Genomic DNA, 25688 nt, shown 5'->3' with positions numbered 1-25688 from the left:
GCGTTCATCACCGGACCGGAGGCAGCCGTCGTACTTGGGACTGTCCGATAAACGGTGTGTGAGGTCCGGCGGTTTCAGTGAGCGGTCTTCTCGAACCGTCCGGCGAAGGTGATCGCGAACGCGTTGAGCGCGGGCTTCCACCTGATCGCCCAGCGTGCCCTGCCGCCGCCGGTGGGGTCAAGTGATCGCGTCACGAGGTAGAGGCACTTCATCGCTGCGGCCTCGTTCGGGAAGTGTCCGCGGGCGCGGACCGCTCGCCGGTAGCGGGCGTTGATCGACTCGATCGCGTTAGTCGTGCAGATCACCTTCCGGATCTCGACGTCGTACTCGAGGAACGGCACGAACTCCGCCCACGCGTTCTCCCACAGTTGAACGATCGCCGGATACCGCCCGCCCCACTCGGCCGCAAACTCGACGAATCGGTCCCTCGCGGCGGCTTCGCTGGGCGCCGTGTAGACGGGCCGGAGGCTCTTCACGATCGCGTCGCGGTGCTGTCGGCCGGCGTAGCGGAAGCTGTTGCGGATCAGGTGCACGATGCACTGCTGCACCACCGTCCGCTCCCAGGTCGTGTTGATCGCTTCGGGCAGACCCTTCAGCCCATCGCAGACCGCGATGAACACATCCTCCACACCACGGTTCTTCAGCTCGGTGAACACCTGCAGCCAGAACCTCGCGCCTTCCGCGCCATCACCGGCCCAGATCCCGAGGATGTCGCGTTCCCCGTTCACGGTGACGCCCATGACGACATAGAACGGGGTGTTGCGGACCTGCCCGTCACGGACCTTCACCACGATCGCGTCGACGAAGATCACCGGGTAGATCGGATCCAGCGGACGTGAGGACCACTCCGCGAGCTCCCCGGCCACCTTCTCCGTGATCCGGCTGATCGTGTCCTTGGAGACCTTCGCGTCGTAGACCTCGTCGAAGTGCGCGGCAATCTCCCCGGTCGTCAACCCGCGGGCGCTGAGGGACAGCACGATCTGATCGATCCCGTCCAGACGGCGCTTCCGCTTGGGGACGATCACCGGCTCGAACGACCCGTCGCGATCGCGCGGGACCTCGATCTCGACCGGACCGATTTCGGTGAGCACCGTCTTCGTCCGGGTGCCGTTGCGCATATTCTCGCCAGCCGGCGTGCCGCCATGCTGGTGCCCGAGATGCTCGGTCAGCTCCGCGTTCAACGCCGTCTCGAGGACGTTCTTCGTGAGCTGGTTGAGCAGCCCACCCGGGCCGACCAGACTCACGCCCTGCTCCTTCGCCTGCGCGAGCAACCGCTCGGCAAGGTCCTTCTGATCGATGATCTCTCCCGTCACGGGATCGATCATCGCGTCATCCAACAACTCGGTCGTGTCAGCCACGGCCGTCTCCTTTCGGATCAGGCCGGACCCACACACCGTTATTCAGACAGTCCCTTCCGTGCATCCTCGCTGCCATGCCGACGATGACTGCCACTGTCACGCACACCGCTGCGCTTGCCCGACTTGGCCATGCGCTGTCGGACCCGACGCGAGCGGGCGTCCTGCTCGCGCTGCGGGAGGCTCCGGCGTACCCGTCCGATCTGGCCGACGCGCTGGGTGTTTCACGCCAGGTGATGTCGAACCAGCTGGCGTGTCTTCGCGGCTGCGGCCTCGTCGAGTCGGTTCCCGATAGACGACGGACCTGGTATCGGCTTGCCGACCAACACTTGGCGCCGGCGCTCGACGAGCTCCTGCGCGTCGTGCTCTACGTCGAACCCGGATGCTGCGCCGGCGAGAAATGTAGCTGCGCATGAGCGCCACCCACACGCTCACCGATCACCGCAGGCACGTCCTGCAGCGCCGCATCCGATGGATCGTCTTCGCGACGATCGGCTACAACCTCGTCGAAGCAATCGTGGCGATCACGGCCGGGACGATCGCCTCCTCGGCAGCACTGGTGGGCTTCGGGCTCGACTCGACGATCGAAGTGCTCTCTGCAGCGGTCGTCGCATGGCAGTTCACCCGCCGCGATCCCGAACGCTGGGAGAAGGGCACGCTGCGCGTCATCGCGATCGCGTTCTTCGCCCTCGCGGCCTACGTCACCGCGAGCTCACTACTCGCGCTGATCGCCCGGGTTGAGGTCGAACATTCCCCGGTGGGTATCGCGATCACCGCACTCAGTGTTGTCATCATGCCCTTCCTCTCGCTCGCTGAACGCCGCGCGGGGCGGGAGCTCGGTCCTGCTACGGCCGTCGCGGACTCCAAACAGACCCTCATCTGCACCTACCCCTCCGGCGCCGTACTGATCGGGCTCCTGCTCAACAGCCTGTTCGGCTGGTGGTGGGTCGACGCGATCGCTGGCCTCGTGATCGCCGTCTTCGCAGTCCGTGAGGGAGTCGAGGCGTGGCGGGGGGATGCCTGCGCAACCTCGGTCGGGATGATCCTCGAAGACCCCGCCGACCACCACAACGACTGAGCTACCGCGACTTGGGACATTTCCCCTCGGAATCGCGCGCGCCGATCATGGACATTTAGGGCCGTTCAACCCGCCCATTCGAGACATCTGTCCGCAGAATTTACATAGTCGTCGGCGCAGCGCATCCAGTCGGCAATTGAGTACGACCCGAAGCCACCTTTCGACGCCGGGTCTCCCTCGAGTCGGGAGGAAGACGTCGCGCGTCGTTGATTTCGGGATACCGAAAACGTAGAGTTTCGGTATGCCGAAAAGTTGCCGTCTACTGTTGCGCGCGGCGCTGACCGCCTTCGTCGCCGCCGCTGTCGCGGGCGCGGCGCTGACAGGGTGCGCGTCGGTGGCGGGTCGCTCATCGGCTCACGAGCGGCCGGTCGTCTTGACCACGTTCACGGTGCTCGCCGACATCGCACAGAACGTGGCCGGTGAGCATCTGGCGGTCGAGTCGATCACGAAGGTGGGCGCCGAGATCCACGGCTACGAGCCGACGCCCGGCGACATCGCGCGCGCATCCGATGCGGACCTCATCCTCGACAACGGACTCGGACTCGAAGCGTGGTTCTCCCAGTTCGTCGAGTCGATCGACGTGCCGCACGCCGTCGTCTCGGACGGCATCGATCCGATCGACATCGCAGCTGACGCGTACGCGGGCAAACCCAACCCTCACGCGTGGATGAGCCCGCTGAACGTGCAGACGTACGTCGACAACATGGTCGACGCGTTCAGCGAGCTCGACCCCGCTCATGCCGAGGACTTCGCGGCGAACGGGGTGGAGTACAAGGTCAGCCTGCAGCAGATCCAGGACGAGCTCGTCGCAGAGCTCGCGACCCTGCCCGAGAACGAGCGGGCGCTGGTCACCTGCGAGGGCGCCTTCTCCTACCTCGCGCGCGACGCGGGCTTGACGGAGGCGTACATCTGGCCGGTGAACGCCGAGCAGCAGGCGACGCCGCAGCAGATCGCCGCAGCGATCGAGTTCGTCGACGACAACGGCGTCCCGGCGGTGTTCTGCGAGTCGACCGTCTCGGACAAGCCCATGCGGCAGGTCGTCGACGCGACGGACGCCGCGTTCGGCGGCACGCTCTACGTCGACTCGCTGTCGGAGGCCGACGGGCCCGTGCCGACCTACCTCGACCTGATCCGTCACGACGCCGACCTGATCGTCGCCGCTCTGACTGACTCATGACCGCGGCGATCACCGTCGACGACGTCACCGTCCGCTACGGCGAGGTCGTCGCCCTCGACCGGGTGTCGCTCGAGGTGCAGCCTGGGCGGGTGACGGGACTCATCGGCATGAACGGCTCCGGCAAGTCGACGCTCTTCAAGACGATCATCGGCAGGATCCGCCCCACCCACGGTGTGGTGCGGCTCGGGGCCGCCACCCCGGGCGCCGCCCGCAAGGGCGGGATGCTCGGGTACGTGCCGCAGAGCGAGGACGTCGACTGGGCCTTCCCCGTCTCCGTGCGCGATGTGGTCATGATGGGCCGGTACGGGCACCTCGGGCCGACGCGGCGGCCCAAGCCTGGGGATCGTGCGGCGGTCGACGAGGCGCTCGAGCGCGTCGAGCTGCAGGATCTCGCCGACCGGCAGATCGGAGCGCTGTCGGGTGGCCAGCGCAAACGGGCCTTCGTTGCACGCGGCATCGCCCAGGACGCGGGCATCCTGCTCCTCGATGAGCCGTTCGCGGGCGTCGACAAGAGATCGGAGGCGACGATCGTGCGGCTGCTGCGCGAATTGGTGGCGGATGGCAGGACGGTCCTCGTGTCGACGCATGACCTGCACGCCCTTCCCGACCTCGCCGACGACGCCATACTGCTGCTGCGTCGGGTACTCTTCCACGGCACGGTCGACGAGGCGCTGAAGCCTGCGAACCTGGCCCGAGCGTTCGGCCTTAGTGCGCCGGGGGAGTCGGCGGCATGAGCATCATCGACTTCCTCCTCGAGCCGCTGCAGTACGAGTTCATGGTGCGCGCGATCGTAACCACCGTCATCGCGGCGATCGTCTGCGCCGTGCTCTCGTGCTGGCTCGTGCTGATCGGCTGGTCGCTGATGGGCGACGCCGTCTCGCACGCGGTGCTGCCGGGGGTCGTGCTCGCGTACGTCGTCGGCGCACCGTTCGCCCTCGGCGCTCTGGTTTTCGGGTTCCTCGCTGTGGCCCTCATCGGACTCATCCGCGGCACGACCCGCGTGAAGGAGGATGCCGCGATCGGCATCGTCTTCACGACGCTGTTCGCGCTCGGCCTGGTGCTCATCTCGGTCACGCCCAGCCAGACCGATCTGAATCACATCATCTTCGGCAACATCCTCGGAGTCTCGACGATCGAGCTGATCCAGATCGCGGTGCTCGCGGCCGTGTCGTTCGCCGTTCTGTTCGTCAAGCGTCGCGACCTCACCCTCTACGCGTTCGATCCGATCCACGCGTTCGCCATCGGGCTGTCGCCTCGGTTCCTCGGTGCGCTCCTCCTCGGCGTGCTCGCCCTCACTGCGGTCGTGGCGCTGCAGGTCGTCGGTGTGATCCTCGTCGTCGCCATGCTGATCATCCCGGGCGCCACCGCCTACCTCCTCACCGACAGATTCGGGCGCATGCTCGTCATCGCACCGGCGCTGTCGGCGGCAGCATCCGTCGTCGGCATCTATATCAGCTACTGGATCGACGCGGCCTCGGGCGGCCTCGTGGTCGTGGTGCAGGGCGCCGTCTTCGCGCTGGTGTACCTGTTCAGCCCGCGGCAGGGCCTGCTGGGACGGATGCTCGCGCGACGGCGGACGCGCGTGGCGGCATAGGCCCGGCCGCGCGCAGTTCACCAGGGCAACCCTCCTGCCTGCCGGCGGTGGCCAGCCTGCCCGCTTGCGAACGCTGAATGGGTAGGTCTGCCGATGCACGCCGGTCCTCCGGCCACACAGACTGTTCGGAACGACACAAGTCACTCATCGACGAGAAGGCGGTCGTCACGACGACGGCCCCCTGAGGACGGCTCAGCCGGGCCTGCGGATCGTGGCGTGGAGCACGAGGAGCGAAGGGACGAGGAGGATGAGCATCGCGAATGCGCTCGCAGGATCGGAGACTCCGGGGTTCGTCGTGGTCAACGGGGTGCGGCTCGCGTACACCTCCATGGGAGAGACCGGCGAGGCTCTCGTACTGGTACACGGGTCGTGGGGATCACGCCACAACTGGGATCGCGTGATTCCGGGCCTGGCCGAGAACCACCGGGTGGTCGTCTACGACCGACGGGGCCACAGTGAGAGCGACCGGCTGCCAGGGCAGGGGAGCTTCACAGAGGACGTGGCGGACCTGGTGGCGCTGATCGAGCACCTTGCTCTCGCTCCGGCCTGGGTCGTCGGCAACTCGGCCGGGGCGGCCATCACCCTCCAGCTCGCTTCCGCCCGCCCGGACATCCTGCGCGGCATCGTCGTCCACGAGCCGCCGCTGTGGTCGTTGCTGCGGGAGGGCAGCGTCGAGGCCGCCGCGGTTGCCGCGTTGAGGAACGGTCCGCTGGCGGAGGTCGCGGGGCGCATCGATTCGGGAGACCATGCCGGTGCGGCCGAGCTGTTCGTGGACGAGGTGGCGTTCGGTCCCGGAACGTGGGCTGAACTGTCCGAGAGCATGCGTCAGACGATGATCCACAACGCGCCGACATTCCTGGACGAGAGCCGAGACCCAGAGGCGTCGGCCATCGACGAGGTCGCACTGGCGCGGTACTACGGGCCAGTGATGCTCACATCCGGGGACCACAGCCCGCCCCTGTTCGGCCAGGTGATCGATCGACTTGCCGAACTTCTGCCTCACGCCGTGCGCCGGACGTACGCGGGTGCAGGGCACATCCCTCACGTCACACACCCGGAGCAGTACCTGGCCGGGCTGTTCGCATTCATCCACGCGCGGACGGGGGCATGGTCGTGACGAGCGGCAGCGGGGCCGTCGCACAGCAGTTCACGGTGCGTTCGCCCGACCATGTCGACCTGGCGGTGTGGGTGGATGGCGAGGGGCCGCCGCTGGTCCTGGTCCACGGATCGATCCAGGATCACTCCATCTCGGCCGCGCTGGTCGCCGAGCTTCGGGCTGACTTCACGACGTACGCGATGGACCGCCGGGGCTTCGGAGCCAGCGGCGACGGGCCGGTCTACTCACTCGAGCGGGAGTTCGCGGACGTGGCGACAGTGGTGGACGCGGTCGCGGACCGGACCGGGCATCCGGTGGTCTTGTGGGGGCACTCGTTCGGGGCGGGCTGCGCGATGGGCGCTGCGGTCCTTACCCGGAACGTCAGCCACCTCGTGCTGTACGAACCCGGCCTGGGTCTCGCCTACCCTGCGGGCTGGATCGACCGGGCGGAGAAGGTGGTGGCAGACGGTGACTTCGAGGCGGCGATCGTGATGGTATTGCGCGACCTGCTGGAGTTCACCGACGAGCAGATCGCCGAGAGGCGGTCGGAACCTGCGTGGGCCGGTCGCGTCGCCACGGCGCCGACCGTCGTCCGCGAAGCCCGGGCCGAGCAGCGGTGGTCCTACCGACACGGCATGCTGGACGGCATCGTCGCACCGACCCTGATGCTCGCCGGATCGCAGAGCCCGCCCGCGGTGAGGGAGGCGACCAACGCCGCGCTGACCGCCATCCCGAGTGCGCGGACACGGGTCCTCGTCGGGCACGCGCACGTCGCGCACCGTACCGACCCTGCGATGGTGGCAGCGATCATCCGGGATTTCGCCCTGTCGTGAAGCATTACGCCTGCAGGAGATCGTGCTCCATGGCGAACAGAGCTGCGGCAGCGCGGGTGGAGTGGCCGATCTTGGCGTAGATGTGCTGGACGTGGTGTTCTGCCGTACGTCGCGAAATGGACAGCGCTGCGCCGATCTCCCGATTCGACAGGCCTGCAGCCAGGAGCCGGAGCACGTCGACCTCTCGGGCGCTGATGCCGGCAGGCCAGTCCCGACGTGTCAGCGGTCGGGGCTGACCGGCGACCTCGACCACCGCCCTCACACAGTCGGCGTCGAGACGCCCCGCACCAGCCTCCGCGATGAGCAGGTCGGCTGCCCGTTCAGGGGTGTTCGCGGGTCGGTGAGGGCGCGCCTGGGTCGAGGTCTGAAACGCGTCGGCGGCCGCCAGAAGCCGGGCAGGCATCGGGATCGCAGAGGCCGAGAGCCCGTGGTGGTAGCCGCTGCCGTCGAGGCGCTCGTGGTGTAGCCCCGCAATCCGACCCAGCGGCTCCAAAGCCACCGAACAGGCCAGGATCCGCTCGGTGTGGTACGGGTGCATCCGGACCTGCTCCCGTTCGCTGCGGGTGAGCGTTCCTCGCTTCTCCCAGATCCCGCTGGACACCCCGACGCGGCCGAGGTCGTGAAGCAGCGCCGCACGCCGGAGGACCACGGCCTCCTTCCTGTCGAGCCCGACGACGCGCGCTGCGTTCTCGGCCAGCCTGGCGACCTCGGAAGAGTGCCCTACGGTGTACGGCGATTTCAGGTCGACCATGTCGGCGAAGCACTGTGCTACTCGGTCGAGTTCGGGCTCGCCTATGTACGCGACCGGCGCCGGCTCCGACTCGAGGAGCGACTGCCAAGGATCGTCGGCGTCGAGTTCCCTCATCAGCTCGCGCCCGATTCGCGTGAACACCTCGGCGACCCGTGGGTCGAACCAGCCGCCGGAGCGCTGCGTCACCACTGCAAGCGCCCGATCGTGCCCTCCGGCCGCCGACCACAGCACGGCCTGCGTCGCCACCTCGCTCACGCGGGCCGGCAGTGTGATGTCTTCCCTGGCGAGGCCGCGCGGCCCCTTTCCGTCCCACCGCTCGAACTGCTGCTCAACGCACTCCTGCACTCCGCGCCCGAAACCCAGGCGGCCGGCGAGGAGCGAGGCGGCATCACAGACGGTCGTGAGGATCTCCTTGCCGTGCACGACATCACCGAACGCTGCCCTGGCGACGAGAAGCGGCCGCCGCGCCCCCCTTCCGCGGCCAGTAGCCAGGGTCAGCGCCAGCATCTCTCGCGGGTCGCCGAAGTCCGTGAGCTGGGCCGCTGCGCGGGAGACGAGCTCGTCACCACCGTGCTCGCGGGCCTCGATAACCGCCGTCGCCGTGCAACCCAGGTGCCGAACCAGCGAGCCGAGGAACACCTCGCGGACATCCGTTTCGGACAGGTCGATCTCCCGCGCGAGGCGAGTCGCCAAGACGCAGCACCTCAGCATCGTCTCCGGCGGCTGGCCCATCCCCAGATCCGTCGTCAGGGACAGGGCGGCCAGCATGTCCATGAGCCGTGGCCGTGGATCGCTCACGGGACAATGCTCCCACTCCCGCTCCTTCACGACAGAGATCGTCTCGCGAGGGTCTCACTCAGCTCAGGTCGGCGGGCTGGTACGGGCACATACCGTAGGAACGAAGGTATCCCGGAGCGGTGCGCCGGATCCCGTCGTCTCGACGCCGAGAGCCGTGGGCATAAGAGTGGTACGCATGAAACTGCTCCTCACCTCCGGCGGAGTCACGAACGACAGCATCCGCTCTGCGCTCGTCGAACTGCTCGGCAAGCCGATCGAAGATTCGGACGCGCTCCTCGTGCCGACGGCGCAGTGGGGGCAGCCGATGTGCTCGCCCGAGAGCGTCTGGCGCTCCGTCGCCGGCCGATGGGACGGCGAGGTCGGTCTCGTCGATCTGGGATGGAAGTCGGTCGGGGTCCTCGAGCTCACGGCACTGCCGACCATCGGCGCGGACCGCTGGGTGCCATGGGTCCGCGAGGCCGACGTGCTGCTCGTCGACGGCGGAGAAGCCGTCTACCTCGCCCACTGGATGCGGGAGTCGGGCCTCGCCGATCTGCTCCCCTCGCTCGACGACACCGTCTGGGTCGGCGTCAGCGCGGGGAGCATGGTGATGACGCCGCGGGTCGGCCCGGAGTTCGTCGACTGGAGGCCCGGCGGCACCGACGAGACCATCGGGGTCGTCGACTTCTCGATCTTCCCCCACCTGGATTACCCGGGCTGGTCGTCGAACACCACCGAGAGCGCGCGGCGCTGGGCGGCGAACATCCCCGGCCGCGCCTACGCCATCGACGACCAGACCGCGATCTCGGTCGTCGACGGTGTCGTCGAGGTGATCTCCGAAGGGAACTGGGAGTACTTCGACTGAAGCGGCCGGCCGGCCGGCCGCCCCCGTGTCTCAGCGGATCAGTCGTCGCCGTTGCCGTTCCCGTTGCCGTTCCCATTCCCGTTCCCCGGGCCGCTGTTGTCCGGCGGCTGGTCCGGGCCGGGAGCAGGAGCGGGCGCCGGACCGGGGCGCGGCGGCGGAGCGGCGCGGCGCACCAGGTTGCCGGGAGGAGCGGGGAAGCCATCGCCCCCGTAGAGCCGGTTGGCGGCCGCCTGGATGTCTTTGGTCATCGGCAGACGGATCGTCGACAGCGCGCGGCCGTTGTAGAACGACCGGAACACGTCGCCGAAGCCGGTCGTGTTCCCGACCCACACCGCGGTCGCCACGCGAGTGCTCGACTCGACCAGCCACGTCTGGATGTTCTCGTGTGTTCCCGTCTTGCCCAGCAGTGGCGTGCCGTCATTGGGGTTGCCCCCCGACCCGGTGCCGCCCGGGCGCATGACGCCCTGCAGCGCGAACGCCGTCGCCGCCGCCACCTCGGGGCTGATGGCCTGCGTGCACCGGTCACCGGGGACCGGAAGCTCGGTGCCGTCGGCGTTGACCACGCGCTCGATCACGCGAGGGATGCAGTAGACGCCGCCGTTGGCGACGGTCGCGAACGCCCCGGCCATGGCGACGGGCGCGATGTTGTTGGTGCCGATGATCGAGGCGGCGCCGTCGAGGTCGACGGGGTTGCCATCTCCGCGGGCGACACCCATCCGGGCCGCGACGTTCTCGATGTCGCACAGGTCGAGCTGCTCCGCCATTCCGAGGAACCCGCTGTTGAGCGACTGCGCCGTGAACTGCATGGGCGTTCCCACGTAGCCGGCGGCGCCGCCGAAGTTGCGCACGACGTGGTTCTCGCGGTTGATCCAGGTGCCCTCGCAGCGGTCACGAAGCCGGGGAATGGCCCGCAGGGTGCCGTTCACCGAGTCGGACAACGTGTGCCCGGTCTCGAGCCAGTCGACGAGGGTGAACAGCTTGAAGGTCGATCCGGTCGGGAATCCCGTCGAGACCCCGTGCATCATGTCGCCCGCGTAGACGAGCGAACTGTACACCGGGTCGGTGAGGGCGAGATCGCGGTCCTCCGTGAACCGGTTGTTCTGACTGATCGCCAGGATGCGGCCCGTGTTGACCTCAACGCTGACCGACGCCGATCCGAACGACATGCCCGCGACCGTCTCGGGTGCGTACCGGTGCATGGCGTCCTGCGAAGCGTTCTGCAGGTTCCAGTCCAGTGTCGTGTAGATGTTCAGGCCCTCACGCGTCAGCGACTTCTGCCGGTCCTCCGGCGTCTCGCCGAAGGCGCTCGCGTAGTCCGGGTCCGACTGCACGGTGTTCACCACGTACTGGCAGAAGAACGGTGCCGCGCTGGACCCGCACCTGGTGGGCGGCGGCTGCAGCGCCGGGGTGATCGGCTCGATCGCCGCGGCGACGTACTGCTCGGCGGTGATGCGGCCGTCCTCGCGCATCCGGTCGAGCACGTAGAGCTGCCGGCCCTTGGTCGCGCTGTAGGCGTCGCCGGCGGCGAGGTACTGCTCCGGTGTGATCGTCCCCTCGTCGAGGAGGGTGTCGAGCCCCGCGAGGGTGCCGGGGGTGACGTCGTCGACCAGACCGTCGGCGGCCTTGTTGTACCGGGTGCCGTCGGCCCCGAAGATCGAGCCCGCGGACCGGTCGATACGGAACGTATTGGGGTTCTGCACGATGCCGGCGAGCGTCGCCGCCTGGGTGAGGGTGAGGTTCGCGGCCGTGGTGCTGAAGTAGTAGCGCGCCGCGGCTTCGATGCCGTAGGTCGTGCCGCCGAAGTTCGCGATGTTGAGGTAGCCCAGGAGGATGTCGTTCTTCGAGTACTTCTGCTCGAGCTGGACGGCGTAGCGGATCTCCTGGAGCTTGCGTTCGTAGCCCTCGACACCTTCTGCCTGGGTCGCGTCCCTCCAGCACTCCTGCAGCACCTGGTCGCGAGTCATCTTCACCACGGGGCCGTTCTCGTCGACCACCGTCTCACCCGCCTCGTTCGTCTCGTACACCGTCTCCGCGTCGCGTTCGCAGCGCTGGACCAGCACGTTCTTCACGTACTGCTGGCTGATCGAGGAACCGCCCTGCGTCTGACCGCCCTGGGCGTTCTTGAGGAGAGCGCGGGTCGTTCCGAGGATGTCGATGCCGCCGTGCTGGTAGTACCGAGGGTCCTCGGAGGCAAGGATCGCGTCGTACATGACGAGCGAGACCTGGTCGAACTCGACGGGCTCGCGATTCTGGTCGTAGAACGAGGTCAGCTCGACGTCCTGCCCGCTGGCGGGGTCGCGGGCGTAGATCGTGGTCGGCAGCATCAGCTGGTCGATCTCGAGGTAGCTGGGCATGCCGTCGAACAGCGACACGGCGGAACTGGCCGCGTGCCCGGAGATGGCGATGGCCGGGGCGAGGGGGGCGACGACCAGCACGCCGGCGATGACGCTCAGCACCAGGAGTCCCAGGAGGCCGCCCAGCACTCCGGCGAAAGTGCGCCGGTAAGGCGGCAGGGACGAGTCCTCTGCCGAGACCTCTCGCGACCGCTTCATGCTGCTTCCCTCCGCGGTTGGAGGAATCATGTCACGACCCGTCGCGATTCCGCGACGGGTTCCGCGACCTCGTATCGGCGTATGAGGTCGGGCACACCTGAAGCGGGGGACGGATGCTGCGGCCGCAGCATCCGTGATGTCACATTCTGCGCGCGTGCTCGACGAATGCGTCGAGCGTGGTGCGCAGCGCGGGCGAATCCTCTTGCGTGCGGCGGTGGACCGCGAGGACGTCGCGCGTCGACGCCGGCTCGACCGTCGGGATCGCGACGAGGTCGGGGCCGAGGTCGCCCCGGCCGAGCCGCGGCACGAGCGCGACCGCGCGGCCCGCGCGCGCGAGTTCGAGGTGGTTCTGGAACTCCATCGACTCATGCACGATGTGCGGCGCGTTGGGCACGCCGTCGAAGAGCCGCCGCAGCCACTGCCGGCAGATCGTGGCCTCGAACGTCGCGACCCACGTCTGGCCGGCCAGTTCTTCGGGGTGCAGTGCGCTGCGACCGGCGAGCGGGTGGTCGCGGTGCAGGATGACGTCGGCGACATCAGTGAACAGCGGCGTCGAGACGAGGTGGTCGGGCATCGCCAAGGCGACGCCGCCCCACCGATGCACGATGCCGAGGTCGCGCTGGCCCGACGCGACGAGCGCGATCGTCTCCCACGGTTCGCTCTCACGCAACGGCACGGAGAGGTCGGGGTGGCGCTCGGCCAGCTCGCTCAGCACCGGGATGACCAGTCCGCGCACGACGGTCGAGAATGCGGCGAGCCTGATCTCGCCCACCACCCGGTCGTCGATCCCGGCGGCGAGCTGGAGATCGGCGCGGAGGCGCTCGAGGTCGGCGAGGATCGGCGTGGAGGCGACGACGAGGCGGGTGCCGGCCTCGGTGAGGATCACTCCGCGTCCGGCGCGTTCGAGGAGGGCGATGCCGGTCTCGCGCTCGAGGCGCTTCACCTGCTGCGACACCGCGGAGGGTGTGTAGCCCAGGCTCGTCGCCGCGGCGACCACGCTGCCCTGCGTGGCGACCGCGCGAAGGGACAGCACCGCTTCGAGGTCGATCATGAAGCAACGCTACATCGTTTCATGGAGAAAGCATCGCTGGTGCTTCATCCATGGTTCGGGTGGAGTGGGACTCGTGAAGAGACGCGACATGGTGCTGGCGGCGGCCGTGGCATCGTTCTGGGGGTTCAACTTCGTCGTGATCGACTGGGGAATGGCGGGCGTGCCGCCCCTGCTGTTCGTCGCGATCCGCTTCCTGGTGGTCGCGCTCGCGGTCTTCGTCGTCCCGCGGCCGCGCACGTCGTGGCGCACGGTCGTCGGCGTGGGCCTGTTCATGAGCCTCGGGCAGTTCGGGCTGCTGTACACGTCGATGGCGCTGGGGCTGCAGCCGGGGCTCGCCGCGCTCGTGCTGCAGGCGCAGGCGGTGTTCACGATCCTCATCGCCGCCGCCGTTCTCCGGGAACGCCCGACCGTGCCTCAGATCGCGGGCGTTGCACTCGGCGTGGTCGGGCTCGCGATCGTCGCGGCCGGCCGAGGCGGCGACGCGCCCGCGCTCGCCGTGGCGCTGGCGCTCGCCGCGGCGTTCTCATGGGGCATCGGCAACGTCATCTCGCGTCGCGCCGGCGCTGTCAGCGGACCTGGGCGGTTGGGCTCGCTGTCGCTCACCGTGTGGTCGGCGCTGGTGGTGCCCATCCCCGCGTTGATGCTCTCGTTCGTGGTCGAGGGTCCGTCCGCGATCGCCGCGGGGCTCGCGGCGTTCGGCTGGCAGTCCCTCGTGTCGACGCTCTACACCGCCGTGCTCTGCACGATCATCGGCTACTCGATCTGGAACGGCCTGCTGGCGCGGAACCCGTCCGCCGCGGTGGTGCCGTGGGTGCTGCTCGCCCCGGTCGTCGCGATGGCGTCGGCGGCGCTGCTGCTCGGTCAGATCCCCACGACCGCGGAGGTCGTCGGAGGGGCCCTTCTCGTCGGCGGCGTGCTCGTCACGGGACTGCGCCGCGTGGCGATTCGCGGGAGCGCGATGACGGATGCCGCCACTCGGCGATCCGGCTAGAAGGGTGGTGCGCCCGGGGATCCGGGCGGGTCGTCCGCGTCGAACAGCCAGGGCTCGCGCATCCTGCGGCGGATCCGGTCGACGGTGACATCGGGCACGAATCTGACGACGGGTTCGGGGTGGTCGGTGTGCTTGCGGCCGGTGGGGCTGATCCAGACCAGCACGCCAGGTGAGACCTGCTCGACCGACCACGCGGTGACGCCCTTGAGCGTGTGATGACGACGGCAGAGGTGGGCGAGATTCGCGTGGTGGGTGGGCCCGCCTTCGGCGGCGGGGATGGTGTGGTCGATGTCGCAGCGCCAGACGGGGCGGCGGCAGCCGGGGAATCGGCAGCGCTCGTCACGGGCGGCGAGGAACCGGTTCAGCGCGGCGCCCGGCCGGTATCGATCGACAGCGAGCACGCACCCGTTGACCGGGGAGGTCATCACGCGCTCCCAGCCGGGGGCGCCGGCGGCGAGGATGCGGGCGGTGTCGGGGTCGATCGGGCCGTACCCGGCGAGCAGGACCGGCTCGGTGGACGCCCCGGTCATGGCCAGTACCGGGACAGTGACCTGCACGGTGGCGCGGATCGCGTCCAGCCCGGTGCCGGCGACGCAGTCCGTGGGGCCGGCGGTGAGCAGGGTGTCGGTCAGGATGTCGACGCGCAGCTGGTCCATGGTGCGCTCGTCGACCTCGTCGACCTCGTCGACCTCGTCGACCTCGTCGACCTCGTCGACCTCGTCGACCTCGTCCGCGTCTTCGACGTCGCCGACGCCGGTGCCGCGGGCGGCGATGACGGAGCGGGCCTGCTGGGTGAGGCGGTCCTCGATGCCGTGCGCCAGTGTCGCGGGCATGATCGCCGTCAGCGCGGCCATGTCGTCCGGCAGATCGACGACTTCGATGCGACGCCCGGCGACGGCGTTCCGGTGACGCTCCTCGAGGGTGTGCTCGAGGAACCGTTCGGCGATCGCTCGCAGTACCGAGGCCAGCCGGGCCGGCGTGAGGCTCGTCGCTCGTGCCAACGCCAGCGTTACGAACTCGGCGCGGGCGGCGTCGTCCGAGATCGGAGCGCCGGCGTCGTGGATCACCGCGAGGTGCTGCCGGGAGATCTCGCCCCGCTCCAGCGCCACGACACCGGCCGCGAACCGATCGCATAGATCGCTGGCTTCGCTGAGCAGCCGGTTCACGGTCCACTCCGAGACCCGGGTCGACGTCGCCAGGTCGGCCACCAGCGCCCTCCGGTCCAGCTCCGCCCGCCGCGCCCGCTCCGGCGACGCGTGTGGCGGTCGTGCCACGGCGGCGGCGGCATCCGCCAGCAATCGGATCTCCGCCGCCTCCGCGACCGCACGGGACTTGCGGCCGGACTCGAACGCGTCGACCAGCCGCCCCAGCCGGACGAACGCCGTACGAGCATCGTCGCCGGCGTCGTGAGCGCCGGGATCGGGGGCGGGGATCGCAGACATGAGACTCGCAGTCAGAGAGAAAACGGGGCGAGATTCCCGCGCATCACACGCGATCCACCTCAACACCTGCCCGCGGCCGAAACCGCGCCATCTCTGAGCCCCGCTGAAGGGCGCCTTCTTCGAATCTCTGATCCATATTCTAGCGACTCCTGGCCGAAGAGGGAAGGGCGAAAGGCGAACATCTGTACGACACGATGGTCGACACGAAGATCGAATCGGCCATCCCGGTTTTGCGCAAATACCCGCACCGAGGATGGCGCTTCCGAATCGATTCGATACACTGGGCGTCTGCCACTCGGCACCTCTCCGTCGCCTGCGGGCGCGGCATCCGTCCCCCCTCGTCTTCTCGTTCGAGAGCCGCCCTCATGACCACCGCCCTGACGACGGGCCGCCCGTGGCGCGTCATCGTCCTGTTCTCCGTCCCCCTGCTCATCGGCAACGTGGTGCAGCAGCTGTACCACTTCGTCGACGCCGTCGTCGTGGGGCGCCATCTCGGCGTCGACGCGCTCGCCGCGGTGGGCGCGACGGGCAGCATGCTGTTCCTGCTGCTCGGATTCGCGTGGGGTCTCACGTCGGGCTTCGCGATCCCGACGGCGCAGGCGTTCGGCGCGCGCGACGACGCGGCGGTGCGGCGCTCGGTCGCGGCGGGCACGATCCTCACCCGCATCTGCACGCTGCTGCTCACCGTCGGCGCACCGCTGCTCACGGCACCCCTGCTCGAGCTGCTGCAGACACCCGCCGAACTCATGGACGACGCGATCGTCTTCGCGCAGATCAGCTTCCTCGGCGCCGGCGCGATGATGTTCTTCAACTACCTGTCGGCGATCATTCGCGCCATCGGCGACTCGCGTACGCCGCTCGTGTTCCTCACGCTCGCGTGCGCGCTCAACGTCGTGCTCGTCATCGTCATGGTCGGCCCGTTCGGCTGGGGCGTGGGTGGCGCGGCGCTCGCGACCGTGGTGTCGCAGGCGATCTCGGTGCTGCTGTGCCTCGAGTTCGTACGGCGACGGATGCCGGTGCTCCATGTCCGTCGCAGCGACTGGCGTGTGAGCCGGGCCGAGCTCGCGGAGCACCTCCGCCTGGGTCTGCCGATGGGCTTCCAGGCCTCGATCATCGCGATCGGAACGCTGTCGGTGCAGGTCGCGCTGAACGAGCTCGGCGCAGACGCGGTCGCCGCCTACACCGCAGCATCCCGCGTCGACGGCCTCGCGGTCGCGCTGCTCCAGTCGCTCGGCCTCGCCGTGTCGATGTTCGTCGCCCAGAACCACGGCGGCGGCCGACCCGACCGGATCCGCCGCGGCGTGATCCAGGCCACGTGGATGTCGGTGGGTGCGGCCATCGTGCTCGGTGCCCTGCTCATCGCCTTCGGGGCGATGACGGTGCGCCTCTTCATCGACGAAGGCTCGGCCGAGGTCGTGGACCTCGCCGCGCAGATGCTCGCCATCAACGGCGCGACCTACTGGATCCTCGGCATCCTCTTCGTCCTCCGCGGCGCTCTGCAGGGGCTCGGCCACACCCTCATCCCCACCGTTACCGGAGTCATCGAGCTCGTCATGCGCGTCGGCGCGGCCGTCGTGCTCGGCAGCATCTTCGGCTTCATCGGCGTCGCGGCGAGCAACCCGCTCGCGTGGCTCGGCGCCGTGGTCGTGCTCGTGCCCGCGTACATCCACGCGCACCGTCGGCTCGCCAGGCAGCCAGTGACTCCCATGGTCGCGACGCCGACCACCCCCATCGCGGTCATCGGTCCGACCGACGGCTCGATGGTCGTCGACGCGATCGTCACGCAGCCCATCGTGCTGCCGACCGTCGCCCAGGGTGCGACCCGGCGGCCGCGGCGGTTCCGGTTCGTGCCATCCCGCGACAAGCGGCGCGCGAGAGGCTGAGTCAGGAGGGGGCGGCAGTCACGGCCGCTCTGCCACATGACCTTGATGTCGTAGTATCTGCGTATGAGTGCAGATAAGCAGGGATGCGGATACGCAGTCGACAGCCCCTTCGTCGAACTCGCGGTCGAGGTCTTCGCGATGCTCGCCGACGCCACCCGGGTGCGGATCGTCCTCGCGCTGCAGGACTCGGGCGAGCTGTCGGTGAACCACCTCGCCGACATCGTCGAGAAGTCCCCGGCGGCCGTCTCGCAGCACCTCGCCAAGCTCCGGCTCGCGCGCATCGTCTCGACCCGTCAGGAGGGTCAGCGCGTGTTCTACCGGCTCGAGAACGAGCACGCCTCGCGCCTGGTCGCCGACGCGATCTACCAGGCCGAGCACTCGCTGGGCGGCACCCCCCGCCACCACCACACGGAGAAGACCCCCGAATGAGCGCGAAGACCACCGGACACCACGCCCACGACGAGGACCGGCACCACGCCGACCACGACGGCTCCCCCTCCCACGACGAGGACCGGCACCACGCCGACCACGACGACTCCTCCTCCCACGACACCCACGACCACGACCACGGCACCCACGACCACGACCACGGCACCCATGACCACGGTCACGGCACCCACGACCACGGTCACCACCACTCGCACGGCGACCACGATCACTCCCACCCCGGCGGCTTCCGCGGCGTCCTTCACGAGCTGTTCGTGCCGCACTCCCACGATGCCGCGGACTCGATCGACGACGCGATGGAGGCGCATTCCGCCGGCGTCCGCGCCCTGAAGATCAGCCTCGTCATCCTGCTCGCGACGACCGTGGTGCAGGCGATCGTCGTGGCGTTCAGCGGCTCGGTCGCTCTCCTCGCCGACACTGTCCACAACCTCTCCGATGCCCTCACGGCCGTGCCGCTGTGGATCGCGTTCGTGCTCGGCCGTCGCGCCGCCTCCCGTCGCTACACGTACGGGCTCGGCCGCGCCGAAGACCTCGCTGGGCTGTTCATCGTGTTCGTCGTCGCATTGTCGGCCGTGATCGCGGCCTGGCAGGCGATCGACCGCATCCTGCATCCGCAGCCTCTCGACAACCTCGGGTGGGTGATCGCCGCGGGCGTCATCGGATTCGCGGGCAACGAGGCGGTCGCCGTCTACCGCATCCGGGTCGGCAAGCGCATCGGCTCGGCGGCGCTCGTCGCCGACGGCGTCCATGCCCGCACCGACGGCTTCACGTCTCTGGCGGTCGTGCTCGGCGGCATCGGCGTGCTTCTCGGCTTCCCGCTCGCCGATCCCATCGTCGGGCTCATCATCGCGGCCGCGATCTTCGTGCTGCTCATCGGCACGGTGCGCAGCGTCGGCCGCCGGCTCCTCGACGGTGTCGAACCGGAACTCGTCGCCCGCGCAGAGCACGCCATCGAGCACGTCGACGGCGTCCAGCGCATCGACCGAGTCCGCCTTCGCTGGGTCGGACACCGCCTCCAAGGCGACGCGATCGTCATCGCCGCTGCGGAGACGGATGCCTCGTTCCTCGCCACCGCGGCGGAATCCAGCATTCGCTCCCACCTGCGCAACGTCGATGACTTCACGGTCACCGTCCGTTCCACGATCGACGTCGGCGGCGGCGCCTAGGCTCGTTCGCATGTCCGTGACGACGCGCCGCATGCAGGATCTGACCATCGACGACCACTTCCTCACGGTGCCTCTGGTGTGGGGCGATCCGGCCGATGGGCGAACGATCGACATCCACGCCGCGGTCGTCACGCGAGAGGGCGGCGAGAGCCTGCCGTACCTCGTGTTCCTGCAGGGCGGGCCGGGGCACGAGGCGCCTCGCGCGTTCCACTCCCCGTCGGGGCCGTCGTGGCTCGACGCGGCGCTCGAGCACTACCGCGTCGTGCTGCTCGACCAACGCGGGACCGGACTCTCCACCCCCGTCGGCGACGACGACCTCGAGCGCGACGCCTCCGAGCTCGCCGAGTACATCACGCACCTGCGCGCCGACGCGATCGTGCGCGACGGCGAGGCCGTGCGCCAGCACCTCGGCGCCGAGCGGTGGAGCGTCCTCGGGCAGTCCTTCGGCGGGTTCACCACTCTGGCGTATCTCTCGACGGATGCTGCGTCCCTCGAGCACGTCTACATCACCGGTGGTCTGAGCGCCGTGGGGCGGCATCCCGACGACGTCTACGCGCTGACGTACGACAAGATGCGCGAGGAGTCGGAGAAGTACTACCGCCGCTTCCCGGCTCACCGCGATGCGATGCGACGCGTGATCGATCTCGCGGTCGACGGAGAGCTCGTGCTCCCCGGCGGCGAGGTCGCCTCGGTCTCGCGTGTGCGCTCGGTCGGCTCGGCGCTCGGCACCAACGACGGCTGGCAGACCCTGTGGGGCCTGCTCGAACGCGACCCGCGGTCGAACGCCTTCCGTCACGACCTCGCCGCGGCGATGCCGTTCGGCGCGCGCAACCCGCTGTACTATGTGTTCCACGAGTCGAGTTACGCCGACGGTCATGCCACCCGGTGGTCGGCCGAGCGCACCGAGCCCGTCGACTTCCGAGAAGACCCGACGCTCTTCACGGGCGAGCACGTGCGCCGGGAGTGGCTCGACACGGTCCCCGGGTTCCAGCCGTGGCGCGACGCGACCCTGGCGCTCGCCGAGTTCGAGTGGCCGTCGCTCTACGACGCCGACGCGATCGCGGCATCCGATGCACGCGGCGCCGCTGCGGTGTATGTCAACGACGTCTACGTGCCGCTCGAGTTCTCCATGGAGACGGCACGTCTCCTCCCCGGCGTGACGCCGTGGATCACGAGCGAGCACGAGCACAACGGCCTGCGCGCCGGCGATGTGCTCTCCCGGCTCATCGACCTCGCCCACGGCCGCCGCGTACGCTGAGCGCCCTGCCCGGCGCCGCGCCGCCCCGGCCCCCGTGCTGTGGCGGCCGCGCACCCGGTGCCCCGCCCGCCCTCCGTCTCACGGGCGTCCGGGATCGTCAGGCGTCGAGGCGGGTGATCGGCGGCGGGGCGTACGTGCCGTTCAGCACCGCCTCGCCCGGCATGTACATCCGCAGGATCGGGCGGAACGCACCCTCCGGTGCCGGCAGCCAGTTGGCCGCGGCATCCGGATCCGACGGCCGCGTGCGGCTGATGCGGATCGTGAGACCGCCGTCGGCGTCGGTCACGATCCCCGGGGTGCGGTCGCCCACCGAGTAGCGGTCGATCTCGTTCGGCACGAGGTAGAACTCCGGCAGCGCGTACATCGTGACCGACCAGAAGGCGGCGACGGGCGGCGGCGGCGAGAGCCGAAGCTCGTACTCGTGCTCACCCGTGAGCGGCTGCCCGTGGCTGTCGAGGAACGTCATCACGTAGGCGGCCTCGTACCCGTGGTTTCCCCACAGGCCCGCCCGGGCGGCGACGGCGCGCTCGACGATCCGCACCTTCGGGTCGGCGATCTTCCACGCGGCGTCGTCCTTGGTGCCGACCTCGAAGAAGTCGAGGTTGTAGTCGAAGACGTGGAGGGTGTTCGACCAGGCACCCGGCTTCGCGCCGGTGGCAGCCCCCGCCATCGCCTTCGTGATCACGCCCGCGCCGGCCCGGAAGCCGGTGCGCAGCGCGGCCTGCTGCTCCTCGTTCCGCCGGCCGACCGGCGCGTCGCTCGTGAGATCGAGGGCGGCGAACGACGCCTGCAGCGCCTCGTCGCGGGGAGCGGGCGCGAACGTCTGCGACCACACGCGGTACTTCTCCCAGAAGTCGAGCACGTCGTCGCCCTGGGGCTCGACCGCGGGGATGCCCGTGGCCACAGCGTCTGGATCGAGCGGCGTGAGCGTTGTGGCATCCTGCAGCGCGTGGACGGCCGGCAGGTCGTCGGTGCCCGCGCATGACCAGCGCCCCACGATCGACACCACGCGCGTCGGCGCGTGCACGACGGTCAAGCCTGCAGCATCCCCGTCCCATGCGGGCGGGACGATCAGGTACTCGCCGGCCTCGTCGCCCGTGCCGCGTGTGCCGACGTAGGCGAAGTTGTCGGTCCAGGCGTCGACGAACTGCAGCACGTAGTACCGGTCGGTGGTCGGCACCGAGAGGCGGACCGGCCCGACCCCGAGGTCGAGCGAGGCCATCGAATAGACGGTGTCGTTGTTGATCGACACGAACGTGTCGGCGGCCGAGGCCAGGGTGCGCGCGTGCGAGAACGTGTTGAACGGCGCCTGCGGGTTGGCCCCGACACCGGTCGTCGTGTAGCGGATCACCTGTTCGAGGTTGAAGACGAGCGGGAATCCGTACAGGTACGACTCGGTGGCGAGGGTATCGAGATCGGTCATCCTCCGCATTGTGCCAGGCACTCGTGACGTGCCGTATCGCACAAAGTGGGTGATGCCGCAGCATCACCCACTTCGTCGGTGCGATGGGTCGTCGACCGGCTCAGCCCGCGAGGGTCACCGTGTCGATGGTCACCGCGGCGATGCCGGGGTGGTCGCTGAAGACGCCGTCCATGCCCGCGGCGACGAACGCGCGGATCTCGCCGTCCAGGTCGCCGTAGGCGGCCGGGTCGGCGCTCGAGCGGAAGTCGACCGGCAGGAACTGGTTCTCGGCGCGGAACGTCCAGCCGTGCACCGTCAGCCCGGCGGCGTGCGCGTCGGCGATGACCGGCGTCGGCGTGCCCAGGCGGCCGTCGGCGGTGCGCGGGATCATGACGGACTTCTCGAGGCCCACGCCGTCGGCGTAGGTGGCGATCTCGGCGAGGCCGGCCGGCGTCACGAGGTCCTTGTAGGTGCGCGTGTCACCCGCGAGCGCGAAGTCGTACGGGCGGCCCGACCCGTTCACGAGCTGCGCGAGCGTGACCTCGGTGAGCCGCGCGAGGTCGCGCAGGTTCGCGGTCTCGAAGCTCTGCAGGATCACCGGTGCGTTCGCGCGGTCGAGTCCGTTCGCCTGCAGGGCCGCGACGAGGGGCTCCTCGAGCGAGAGACCGATCGAGTCGAAGTACGACGGATGCTTCGTCTCGGGGTACACGCCGACGGGCCGGCCGTCGCAGCTCACCGAGTGGCGCGCGAGGTCCATCACCTCGTCGAGCGTGGGAATGACGTAGAGCCCGTCGAACGCGGTGTTCGCGGGACGCGTCTGCGGCAGCCGCTCCTTGGCGCGGAGCGTCCGGAGCTCGGCGAACGTGAAGTCCTCGGTGAACCAGCCGGTGATCGAGGTGCCGTCGATGAGCTTCGTGGTCTTGCGCGCCGCGAACTCGGGGTGGGACGCGACATCCGTGGTGCCGCCGATCTCGTTCTCGTGACGGGCGACGAGCACGCCGTCCTTCGTCGACACGACGTCGGGCTCGATGTAGTCGGCGCACTGCACGATCGCCGTCTCGTACGCCGCGAGCGTGTGCTCGGGACGCGAGCCGCTCGCGCCGCGGTGGCCGATGAGGCTGACCGTCGACGGCTCGATCTTCGTCTTGTCGAGGTCGATGATCGCGAACTCGGTGTCGTCGGGCGTGCCGGGAATGCGCGCGTCGTTGCCGGGGTAGTTGTTGTCGTTGCCGATGAGCAGGCTGCCGTCCTTCAACTGAACGACGGTCTCGAACGACTGCACGGGCAGCGAGTAGATCTCGTCGGTGCCGTACCCGTCGCCCGCGCCGATGCCGCTCGGGTTGGCGATGCGGAGGGCGTCGAGCACGAGGGTCTTCTCGAGGTAGCCCTCGGCGTCGGTGCGGCGCAGGTCCACCTCGTACACGCGCTTGGTGACGGCCTGCTCGCCCTCGAAGTCGTCGCGCTCGATGAGCAGCAGCACGTCGCCCCGCACGGTGAACGCGTCGCCGATGACGTTCGGCTCCTGGTCGGTCTGGTAGCTCCACGTGCGGCCGGTGTAGGCGCCGGCGCGCGTGTCGAACTCGAGGATCTCGCGGCGGCGCAGGTCGCTGTCGTCCGCGTATGAGCCTTCGACGACCGGGTACAGGTAGCGCCCGCTGACCGAGGCCGCGAGGGCCTCGAAGCCGCGGCTCGCGCGCACGCGCGGGGTCTCGCCCGGCTGCAGGTACGGGTTCTGCGGCGACTTGGCGCCGTCGAGCGCGAACGGCTCCTCGAGCAGCGTGCCCTCCGCGTCGAAGTGCAGCAGGAACGGGCCAAACTCCTCGCCGACCCAGAACGTGCCGTCCTTGGCCTTCACGACCGACTCGATGTCGAAGTCGGCGCCGGTCAGCAGGCGGTCGGCGGTGCCGTCGTTCACGATCGGGAAGTCGAGCACGTTGTTGCGGTCGTTGTACGACACGAACCGCTCGATCCGGATCTCGCCGGCGCCGCCCTCGGCCGTCTGCCAGGCGGGGCGCACGAGGTAGTTGCGCAGCAGGAAGTCGGCCGAGTTGCCCTTGCTGCCGAACCCGTTGTCCGGCTGGGCCCAGAACGTGCCGTCGCCGTTGTCGATTGCGGCCGAGAAGCCGGGGATGACCTGGCCGTCCCACGGGCCGGTGCGGCCGTTGGCCGCGCCGGCGAGGGCACCCGATGCCGGGCCCGGCTCGAGATGGTCGGCCGACAGCGTGGCACGAGCGACCAGGGTCGGCACGTGCGTCTGCACGTACGGCGACTGCGAGTTCGCGGACGCCGCGGCGACGGGCTGGGCGGAGGCCGCGGTGGCGGGGAGGAGGGCGAGGGCGGTGGCCGTCGCTGCTGCCGCGGCGAGAAGGCGCGGCAGGACGCGTCGTGTGGGGATTCGACTCATGCCTCGACGCAACCGGTGCCGATCGGCCGTGCGCTGACGAGCGGGCGACCGACCCGCGACCGCCCGGTGAACGGGCGGCGATCGGCGGGTGAGAACGGTCTCATGACCCGCCAGGACGACGGATGCTGCCGCACGACCCCTGATCAGAGCACGGTGCGGTCCCGGTCAGAGCGCAGCGAGCAGCGCAGCGAGCGGCGGCGGCACCCGCTCGAGCGGCACCGCCTCGGCGAGCAGCCGGGCGTAGCGGGCCTTGTTGCCGCTGCGGCCGCCGAAGAAGCGCGCGAGCTGCGCCTCGACCGGGCGATCGCGCTGGAACGGCTGCCGCTGCAGACTTCGGAACGAGTCGAGCTCCCCCTGCTCGGCGATCACCGCCTCGACCCCTTCGATCCCGAGAGCCCGCACGAACTCCGCCTCGAGATCGGGATCGCAGACGAACACCGTCTCGAGCACACGCTCGAAGTCGGCGCGCTCCCCCACGTCGACGAGTCCGACGAGCCTTTCCCCGGTGAGCTCTGCGACGGCGCGACGGGCGCCCTTGGAGCCGCCGACGACATGGACCCGCGGCACCCGAACCCCCGCCCGCGACGCGAGGGTCTCGAGGGCGATCCGGTCGCTCTCGCCCTCGACCAGCACGACGGTCATGCGGCCTCGGCTTCGGCACGCTCCTCGTCGAGGATCTCGAGCAGGCGGGGCGCGAGCGAGGCGGTGCCGGCCACGAGGGTCGAAACCACCCACTCCGGGGCGCCGGCGGGGACGGGCAGGGCGACCAGTCCCCGTGCCTGCGGCTTGTTCGCGACATGCTGCGGCACGATCGCGACGCCGAGTCCGCGCACCACGAGGTCGAGGAGGGTGTGGACGTCGTCGACGCTGCAGCGCACGCGCCGCTCGACGCCATGCCGCTGGAACGCGTCGTCGTTGATGGTGCGCAGGGCCCACGCCGGGCGGAAGTCCACGAAGTCGGCGTCGCGGAGGTCCTTCCAGCGAGAGACCGGGCGCTCGGCCAGCGCGTGGCCGGGCGGGACGAGGAGCGTGAGCGGAATCCGCGCGAGCTCCTCGAGCGCCGGCGCCGGCGCCGGGTCGGAGCTCGCCACGAAGGCGACGTCGAGTTCGCCGGCCGTGATGTGGTCGACCAGCTGATGCGACCCCGCCTGCACGAACTGGATGTCGACGGCGGGGTGGCGGCGGTGGAAGCGCTCGAGGAGCAGATTCACGTCGATGGCGCCCAGGCACTGCTCGGCACCGACACGCAGCGACCCGGCGAGCTGGTGCGAGGCGCGGATGACGGCGTCCCGCCCCGCGGCCGCCTGGGCGAGGATCTCGCGGGCGTGCGGCAGGAGCGCGAGGGCCGCAGGCGTCGGCTCGACCGAGCGGGTGGTCCGCTCGAACAGCTTCGCGTCGAGCTCCTGCTCGAGGCGGCGGATCGCGGCCGACAGCCCGGACTGCGAGACGCGGCACCGCTCAGCCGCGCGCGTGAAGTGACGCTCCTCGGCGAGGGTGACCAGGTACTCCAGCTGGCGATGCTCCATGACGCCTCCTGTCTCACGGAGCCGCGGGGCGCAGCATCCA

The 25688-nt window shown here is 69.6% G+C and carries 22 protein-coding genes; 13 read left to right on the top strand and 9 right to left on the bottom strand.

The window, feature by feature from the left end; translation table 11 throughout:
• Positions 1-74: 74 nt before the first annotated feature.
• Positions 75-1325, bottom strand: a complete 1251-nt coding sequence (locus ACEYYH_RS21190; protein ID WP_374978276.1) for an IS256 family transposase — start codon at positions 1323-1325, stop codon at positions 75-77.
• A 107-nt stretch (positions 1326-1432) separates the two neighbouring features.
• Here ACEYYH_RS21190 and ACEYYH_RS21185 point away from each other — a divergent pair, with 107 nt between their 5' ends.
• The 7 genes from ACEYYH_RS21185 to ACEYYH_RS21155 all read left to right on the top strand — a co-directional run bounded on the left by ACEYYH_RS21185 (position 1433) and on the right by ACEYYH_RS21155 (position 7133).
• Positions 1433-1771, top strand: a complete 339-nt coding sequence (locus ACEYYH_RS21185; RefSeq protein WP_374976250.1) for an ArsR/SmtB family transcription factor — start codon at positions 1433-1435, stop codon at positions 1769-1771.
• Positions 1768-2433: a cation transporter gene (locus ACEYYH_RS21180; protein ID WP_374976249.1), complete on the top strand. Its 666-nt coding sequence runs from the start codon at positions 1768-1770 to the stop codon at positions 2431-2433. Before ACEYYH_RS21185 ends, ACEYYH_RS21180 begins: the two co-directional genes overlap by 4 nt.
• A gap of 241 nt (positions 2434-2674) precedes the next feature.
• Positions 2675-3610: a metal ABC transporter substrate-binding protein gene (locus ACEYYH_RS21175; protein ID WP_374976248.1), complete on the top strand. Its 936-nt coding sequence runs from the start codon at positions 2675-2677 to the stop codon at positions 3608-3610.
• Positions 3607-4344 (top strand): metal ABC transporter ATP-binding protein, encoded by a 738-nt coding sequence (locus ACEYYH_RS21170; RefSeq protein ID WP_374976247.1) that lies wholly within the window; start codon positions 3607-3609, stop codon positions 4342-4344. The genes ACEYYH_RS21175 and ACEYYH_RS21170 overlap by 4 nt, the downstream gene beginning before the upstream one ends.
• On the top strand, positions 4341-5204 hold the full coding sequence (locus ACEYYH_RS21165; RefSeq protein ID WP_374976246.1) for a metal ABC transporter permease: 864 nt from the start codon (positions 4341-4343) through the stop codon (positions 5202-5204). Before ACEYYH_RS21170 ends, ACEYYH_RS21165 begins: the two co-directional genes overlap by 4 nt.
• A gap of 247 nt (positions 5205-5451) precedes the next feature.
• Complete coding sequence (locus tag ACEYYH_RS21160; protein ID WP_374976245.1) at positions 5452-6321, top strand: alpha/beta fold hydrolase; 870 nt, start codon at positions 5452-5454, stop codon at positions 6319-6321.
• The gene (locus tag ACEYYH_RS21155) at positions 6312-7133 is read left to right on the top strand and encodes an alpha/beta fold hydrolase (RefSeq protein WP_374976244.1); all 822 of its coding nucleotides are present in this window, start codon (positions 6312-6314) and stop codon (positions 7131-7133) included. The genes ACEYYH_RS21160 and ACEYYH_RS21155 overlap by 10 nt, the downstream gene beginning before the upstream one ends.
• Before the next feature lie 4 nt (positions 7134-7137).
• Here ACEYYH_RS21155 and ACEYYH_RS21150 read toward each other — a convergent pair whose 3' ends face one another.
• A complete protein-coding gene (locus tag ACEYYH_RS21150) occupies positions 7138-8652 on the bottom strand; it encodes an HD domain-containing phosphohydrolase (protein ID WP_374976243.1) in 1515 nt (504 codons plus the stop codon).
• A 205-nt stretch (positions 8653-8857) separates the two neighbouring features.
• Here ACEYYH_RS21150 and ACEYYH_RS21145 point away from each other — a divergent pair, with 205 nt between their 5' ends.
• Positions 8858-9526: a Type 1 glutamine amidotransferase-like domain-containing protein gene (locus tag ACEYYH_RS21145; protein ID WP_374976242.1), complete on the top strand. Its 669-nt coding sequence runs from the start codon at positions 8858-8860 to the stop codon at positions 9524-9526.
• 38 nt (positions 9527-9564) lie between these two features.
• Here ACEYYH_RS21145 and ACEYYH_RS21140 read toward each other — a convergent pair whose 3' ends face one another.
• Positions 9565-12078 (bottom strand): transglycosylase domain-containing protein, encoded by a 2514-nt coding sequence (locus ACEYYH_RS21140; RefSeq protein WP_374976241.1) that lies wholly within the window; start codon positions 12076-12078, stop codon positions 9565-9567.
• Between the two features lie 139 nt (positions 12079-12217).
• On the bottom strand, positions 12218-13129 hold the full coding sequence (locus ACEYYH_RS21135) for a LysR family transcriptional regulator (protein ID WP_374976240.1): 912 nt from the start codon (positions 13127-13129) through the stop codon (positions 12218-12220).
• Positions 13130-13202: 73 nt separating this feature from the next.
• Here ACEYYH_RS21135 and ACEYYH_RS21130 point away from each other — a divergent pair, with 73 nt between their 5' ends.
• Positions 13203-14120 carry an EamA family transporter gene (locus tag ACEYYH_RS21130; protein WP_374976239.1) on the top strand — a complete coding sequence of 306 codons (918 nt, stop codon included), beginning with the start codon at positions 13203-13205 and terminating at the stop codon, positions 14118-14120.
• Here ACEYYH_RS21130 and ACEYYH_RS21125 read toward each other — a convergent pair.
• On the bottom strand, positions 14117-15562 hold the full coding sequence (locus ACEYYH_RS21125) for a DUF222 domain-containing protein (protein WP_374976238.1): 1446 nt from the start codon (positions 15560-15562) through the stop codon (positions 14117-14119). The genes ACEYYH_RS21130 and ACEYYH_RS21125 overlap by 4 nt on opposite strands.
• Positions 15563-15927: 365 nt before the next feature.
• On the opposite strand from ACEYYH_RS21125, the gene ACEYYH_RS21120 reads away from it, so the two are divergent.
• From ACEYYH_RS21120 to ACEYYH_RS21105, 4 genes are all read left to right on the top strand, one after another.
• On the top strand, positions 15928-17445 hold the full coding sequence (locus ACEYYH_RS21120) for an MATE family efflux transporter (RefSeq protein ID WP_374976237.1): 1518 nt from the start codon (positions 15928-15930) through the stop codon (positions 17443-17445).
• Positions 17446-17508: 63 nt separating this feature from the next.
• A complete protein-coding gene (locus ACEYYH_RS21115) occupies positions 17509-17874 on the top strand; it encodes an ArsR/SmtB family transcription factor (RefSeq protein WP_374976236.1) in 366 nt (121 codons plus the stop codon).
• Between the two features lie 314 nt (positions 17875-18188).
• A complete protein-coding gene (locus ACEYYH_RS21110) occupies positions 18189-19058 on the top strand; it encodes a cation diffusion facilitator family transporter (RefSeq protein ID WP_374978275.1) in 870 nt (289 codons plus the stop codon).
• A 10-nt stretch (positions 19059-19068) separates the two neighbouring features.
• The gene (locus ACEYYH_RS21105; RefSeq protein WP_374976235.1) at positions 19069-20316 is read left to right on the top strand and encodes an alpha/beta fold hydrolase; all 1248 of its coding nucleotides are present in this window, start codon (positions 19069-19071) and stop codon (positions 20314-20316) included.
• A 97-nt stretch (positions 20317-20413) separates the two neighbouring features.
• Here ACEYYH_RS21105 and ACEYYH_RS21100 read toward each other — a convergent pair whose 3' ends face one another.
• The 4 genes from ACEYYH_RS21100 to ACEYYH_RS21085 all read right to left on the bottom strand — a co-directional run bounded on the left by ACEYYH_RS21100 (position 20414) and on the right by ACEYYH_RS21085 (position 25648).
• Positions 20414-21739, bottom strand: coding sequence for a DUF1254 domain-containing protein (locus ACEYYH_RS21100; RefSeq protein ID WP_374976234.1), 1326 nt, complete (start codon positions 21737-21739; stop codon positions 20414-20416).
• Between the two features lie 100 nt (positions 21740-21839).
• On the bottom strand, positions 21840-24122 hold the full coding sequence (locus tag ACEYYH_RS21095) for an esterase-like activity of phytase family protein (RefSeq protein WP_374976233.1): 2283 nt from the start codon (positions 24120-24122) through the stop codon (positions 21840-21842).
• Between the two features lie 165 nt (positions 24123-24287).
• Positions 24288-24764, bottom strand: coding sequence for an ATP-dependent endonuclease (locus ACEYYH_RS21090; RefSeq protein WP_374976232.1), 477 nt, complete (start codon positions 24762-24764; stop codon positions 24288-24290).
• Positions 24761-25648: a LysR family transcriptional regulator gene (locus tag ACEYYH_RS21085; RefSeq protein WP_374976231.1), complete on the bottom strand. Its 888-nt coding sequence runs from the start codon at positions 25646-25648 to the stop codon at positions 24761-24763. Before ACEYYH_RS21085 ends, ACEYYH_RS21090 begins: the two co-directional genes overlap by 4 nt.
• Positions 25649-25688: the final 40 nt, after the last annotated feature.

Origin of the sequence: Microbacterium trichothecenolyticum (assembly GCF_041938625.1) — a bacterium.
Lineage (GTDB): Bacteria > Actinomycetota > Actinomycetes > Actinomycetales > Microbacteriaceae > Microbacterium > Microbacterium trichothecenolyticum_D.
Note: the sequence above shows the minus strand (reverse complement) of the source record. Positions and strands in the feature narration are given on the sequence as shown.

Coding starts and splice junctions, on each gene's coding strand:
- ACEYYH_RS21190 (WP_374978276.1), bottom strand. CDS start 1,325: ATGATCGATCCCGTGACGGGAGAGATCATCGATCAGAAGGACCTTGCC.
- ACEYYH_RS21185 (WP_374976250.1), top strand. CDS start 1,433: ATGCCGACGATGACTGCCACTGTCACGCACACCGCTGCGCTTGCCCGA.
- ACEYYH_RS21180 (WP_374976249.1), top strand. CDS start 1,768: ATGAGCGCCACCCACACGCTCACCGATCACCGCAGGCACGTCCTGCAG.
- ACEYYH_RS21175 (WP_374976248.1), top strand. CDS start 2,675: ATGCCGAAAAGTTGCCGTCTACTGTTGCGCGCGGCGCTGACCGCCTTC.
- ACEYYH_RS21170 (WP_374976247.1), top strand. CDS start 3,607: ATGACCGCGGCGATCACCGTCGACGACGTCACCGTCCGCTACGGCGAG.
- ACEYYH_RS21165 (WP_374976246.1), top strand. CDS start 4,341: ATGAGCATCATCGACTTCCTCCTCGAGCCGCTGCAGTACGAGTTCATG.
- ACEYYH_RS21160 (WP_374976245.1), top strand. CDS start 5,452: ATGAGCATCGCGAATGCGCTCGCAGGATCGGAGACTCCGGGGTTCGTC.
- ACEYYH_RS21155 (WP_374976244.1), top strand. CDS start 6,312: ATGGTCGTGACGAGCGGCAGCGGGGCCGTCGCACAGCAGTTCACGGTG.
- ACEYYH_RS21150 (WP_374976243.1), bottom strand. CDS start 8,652: ATGCTGGCCGCCCTGTCCCTGACGACGGATCTGGGGATGGGCCAGCCG.
- ACEYYH_RS21145 (WP_374976242.1), top strand. CDS start 8,858: ATGAAACTGCTCCTCACCTCCGGCGGAGTCACGAACGACAGCATCCGC.
- ACEYYH_RS21140 (WP_374976241.1), bottom strand. CDS start 12,078: ATGAAGCGGTCGCGAGAGGTCTCGGCAGAGGACTCGTCCCTGCCGCCT.
- ACEYYH_RS21135 (WP_374976240.1), bottom strand. CDS start 13,129: ATGATCGACCTCGAAGCGGTGCTGTCCCTTCGCGCGGTCGCCACGCAG.
- ACEYYH_RS21125 (WP_374976238.1), bottom strand. CDS start 15,562: ATGTCTGCGATCCCCGCCCCCGATCCCGGCGCTCACGACGCCGGCGAC.
- ACEYYH_RS21120 (WP_374976237.1), top strand. CDS start 15,928: ATGACCACCGCCCTGACGACGGGCCGCCCGTGGCGCGTCATCGTCCTG.
- ACEYYH_RS21115 (WP_374976236.1), top strand. CDS start 17,509: ATGAGTGCAGATAAGCAGGGATGCGGATACGCAGTCGACAGCCCCTTC.
- ACEYYH_RS21110 (WP_374978275.1), top strand. CDS start 18,189: ATGGAGGCGCATTCCGCCGGCGTCCGCGCCCTGAAGATCAGCCTCGTC.
- ACEYYH_RS21105 (WP_374976235.1), top strand. CDS start 19,069: ATGTCCGTGACGACGCGCCGCATGCAGGATCTGACCATCGACGACCAC.
- ACEYYH_RS21100 (WP_374976234.1), bottom strand. CDS start 21,739: ATGACCGATCTCGATACCCTCGCCACCGAGTCGTACCTGTACGGATTC.
- ACEYYH_RS21095 (WP_374976233.1), bottom strand. CDS start 24,122: ATGAGTCGAATCCCCACACGACGCGTCCTGCCGCGCCTTCTCGCCGCG.
- ACEYYH_RS21090 (WP_374976232.1), bottom strand. CDS start 24,764: ATGACCGTCGTGCTGGTCGAGGGCGAGAGCGACCGGATCGCCCTCGAG.
- ACEYYH_RS21085 (WP_374976231.1), bottom strand. CDS start 25,648: ATGGAGCATCGCCAGCTGGAGTACCTGGTCACCCTCGCCGAGGAGCGT.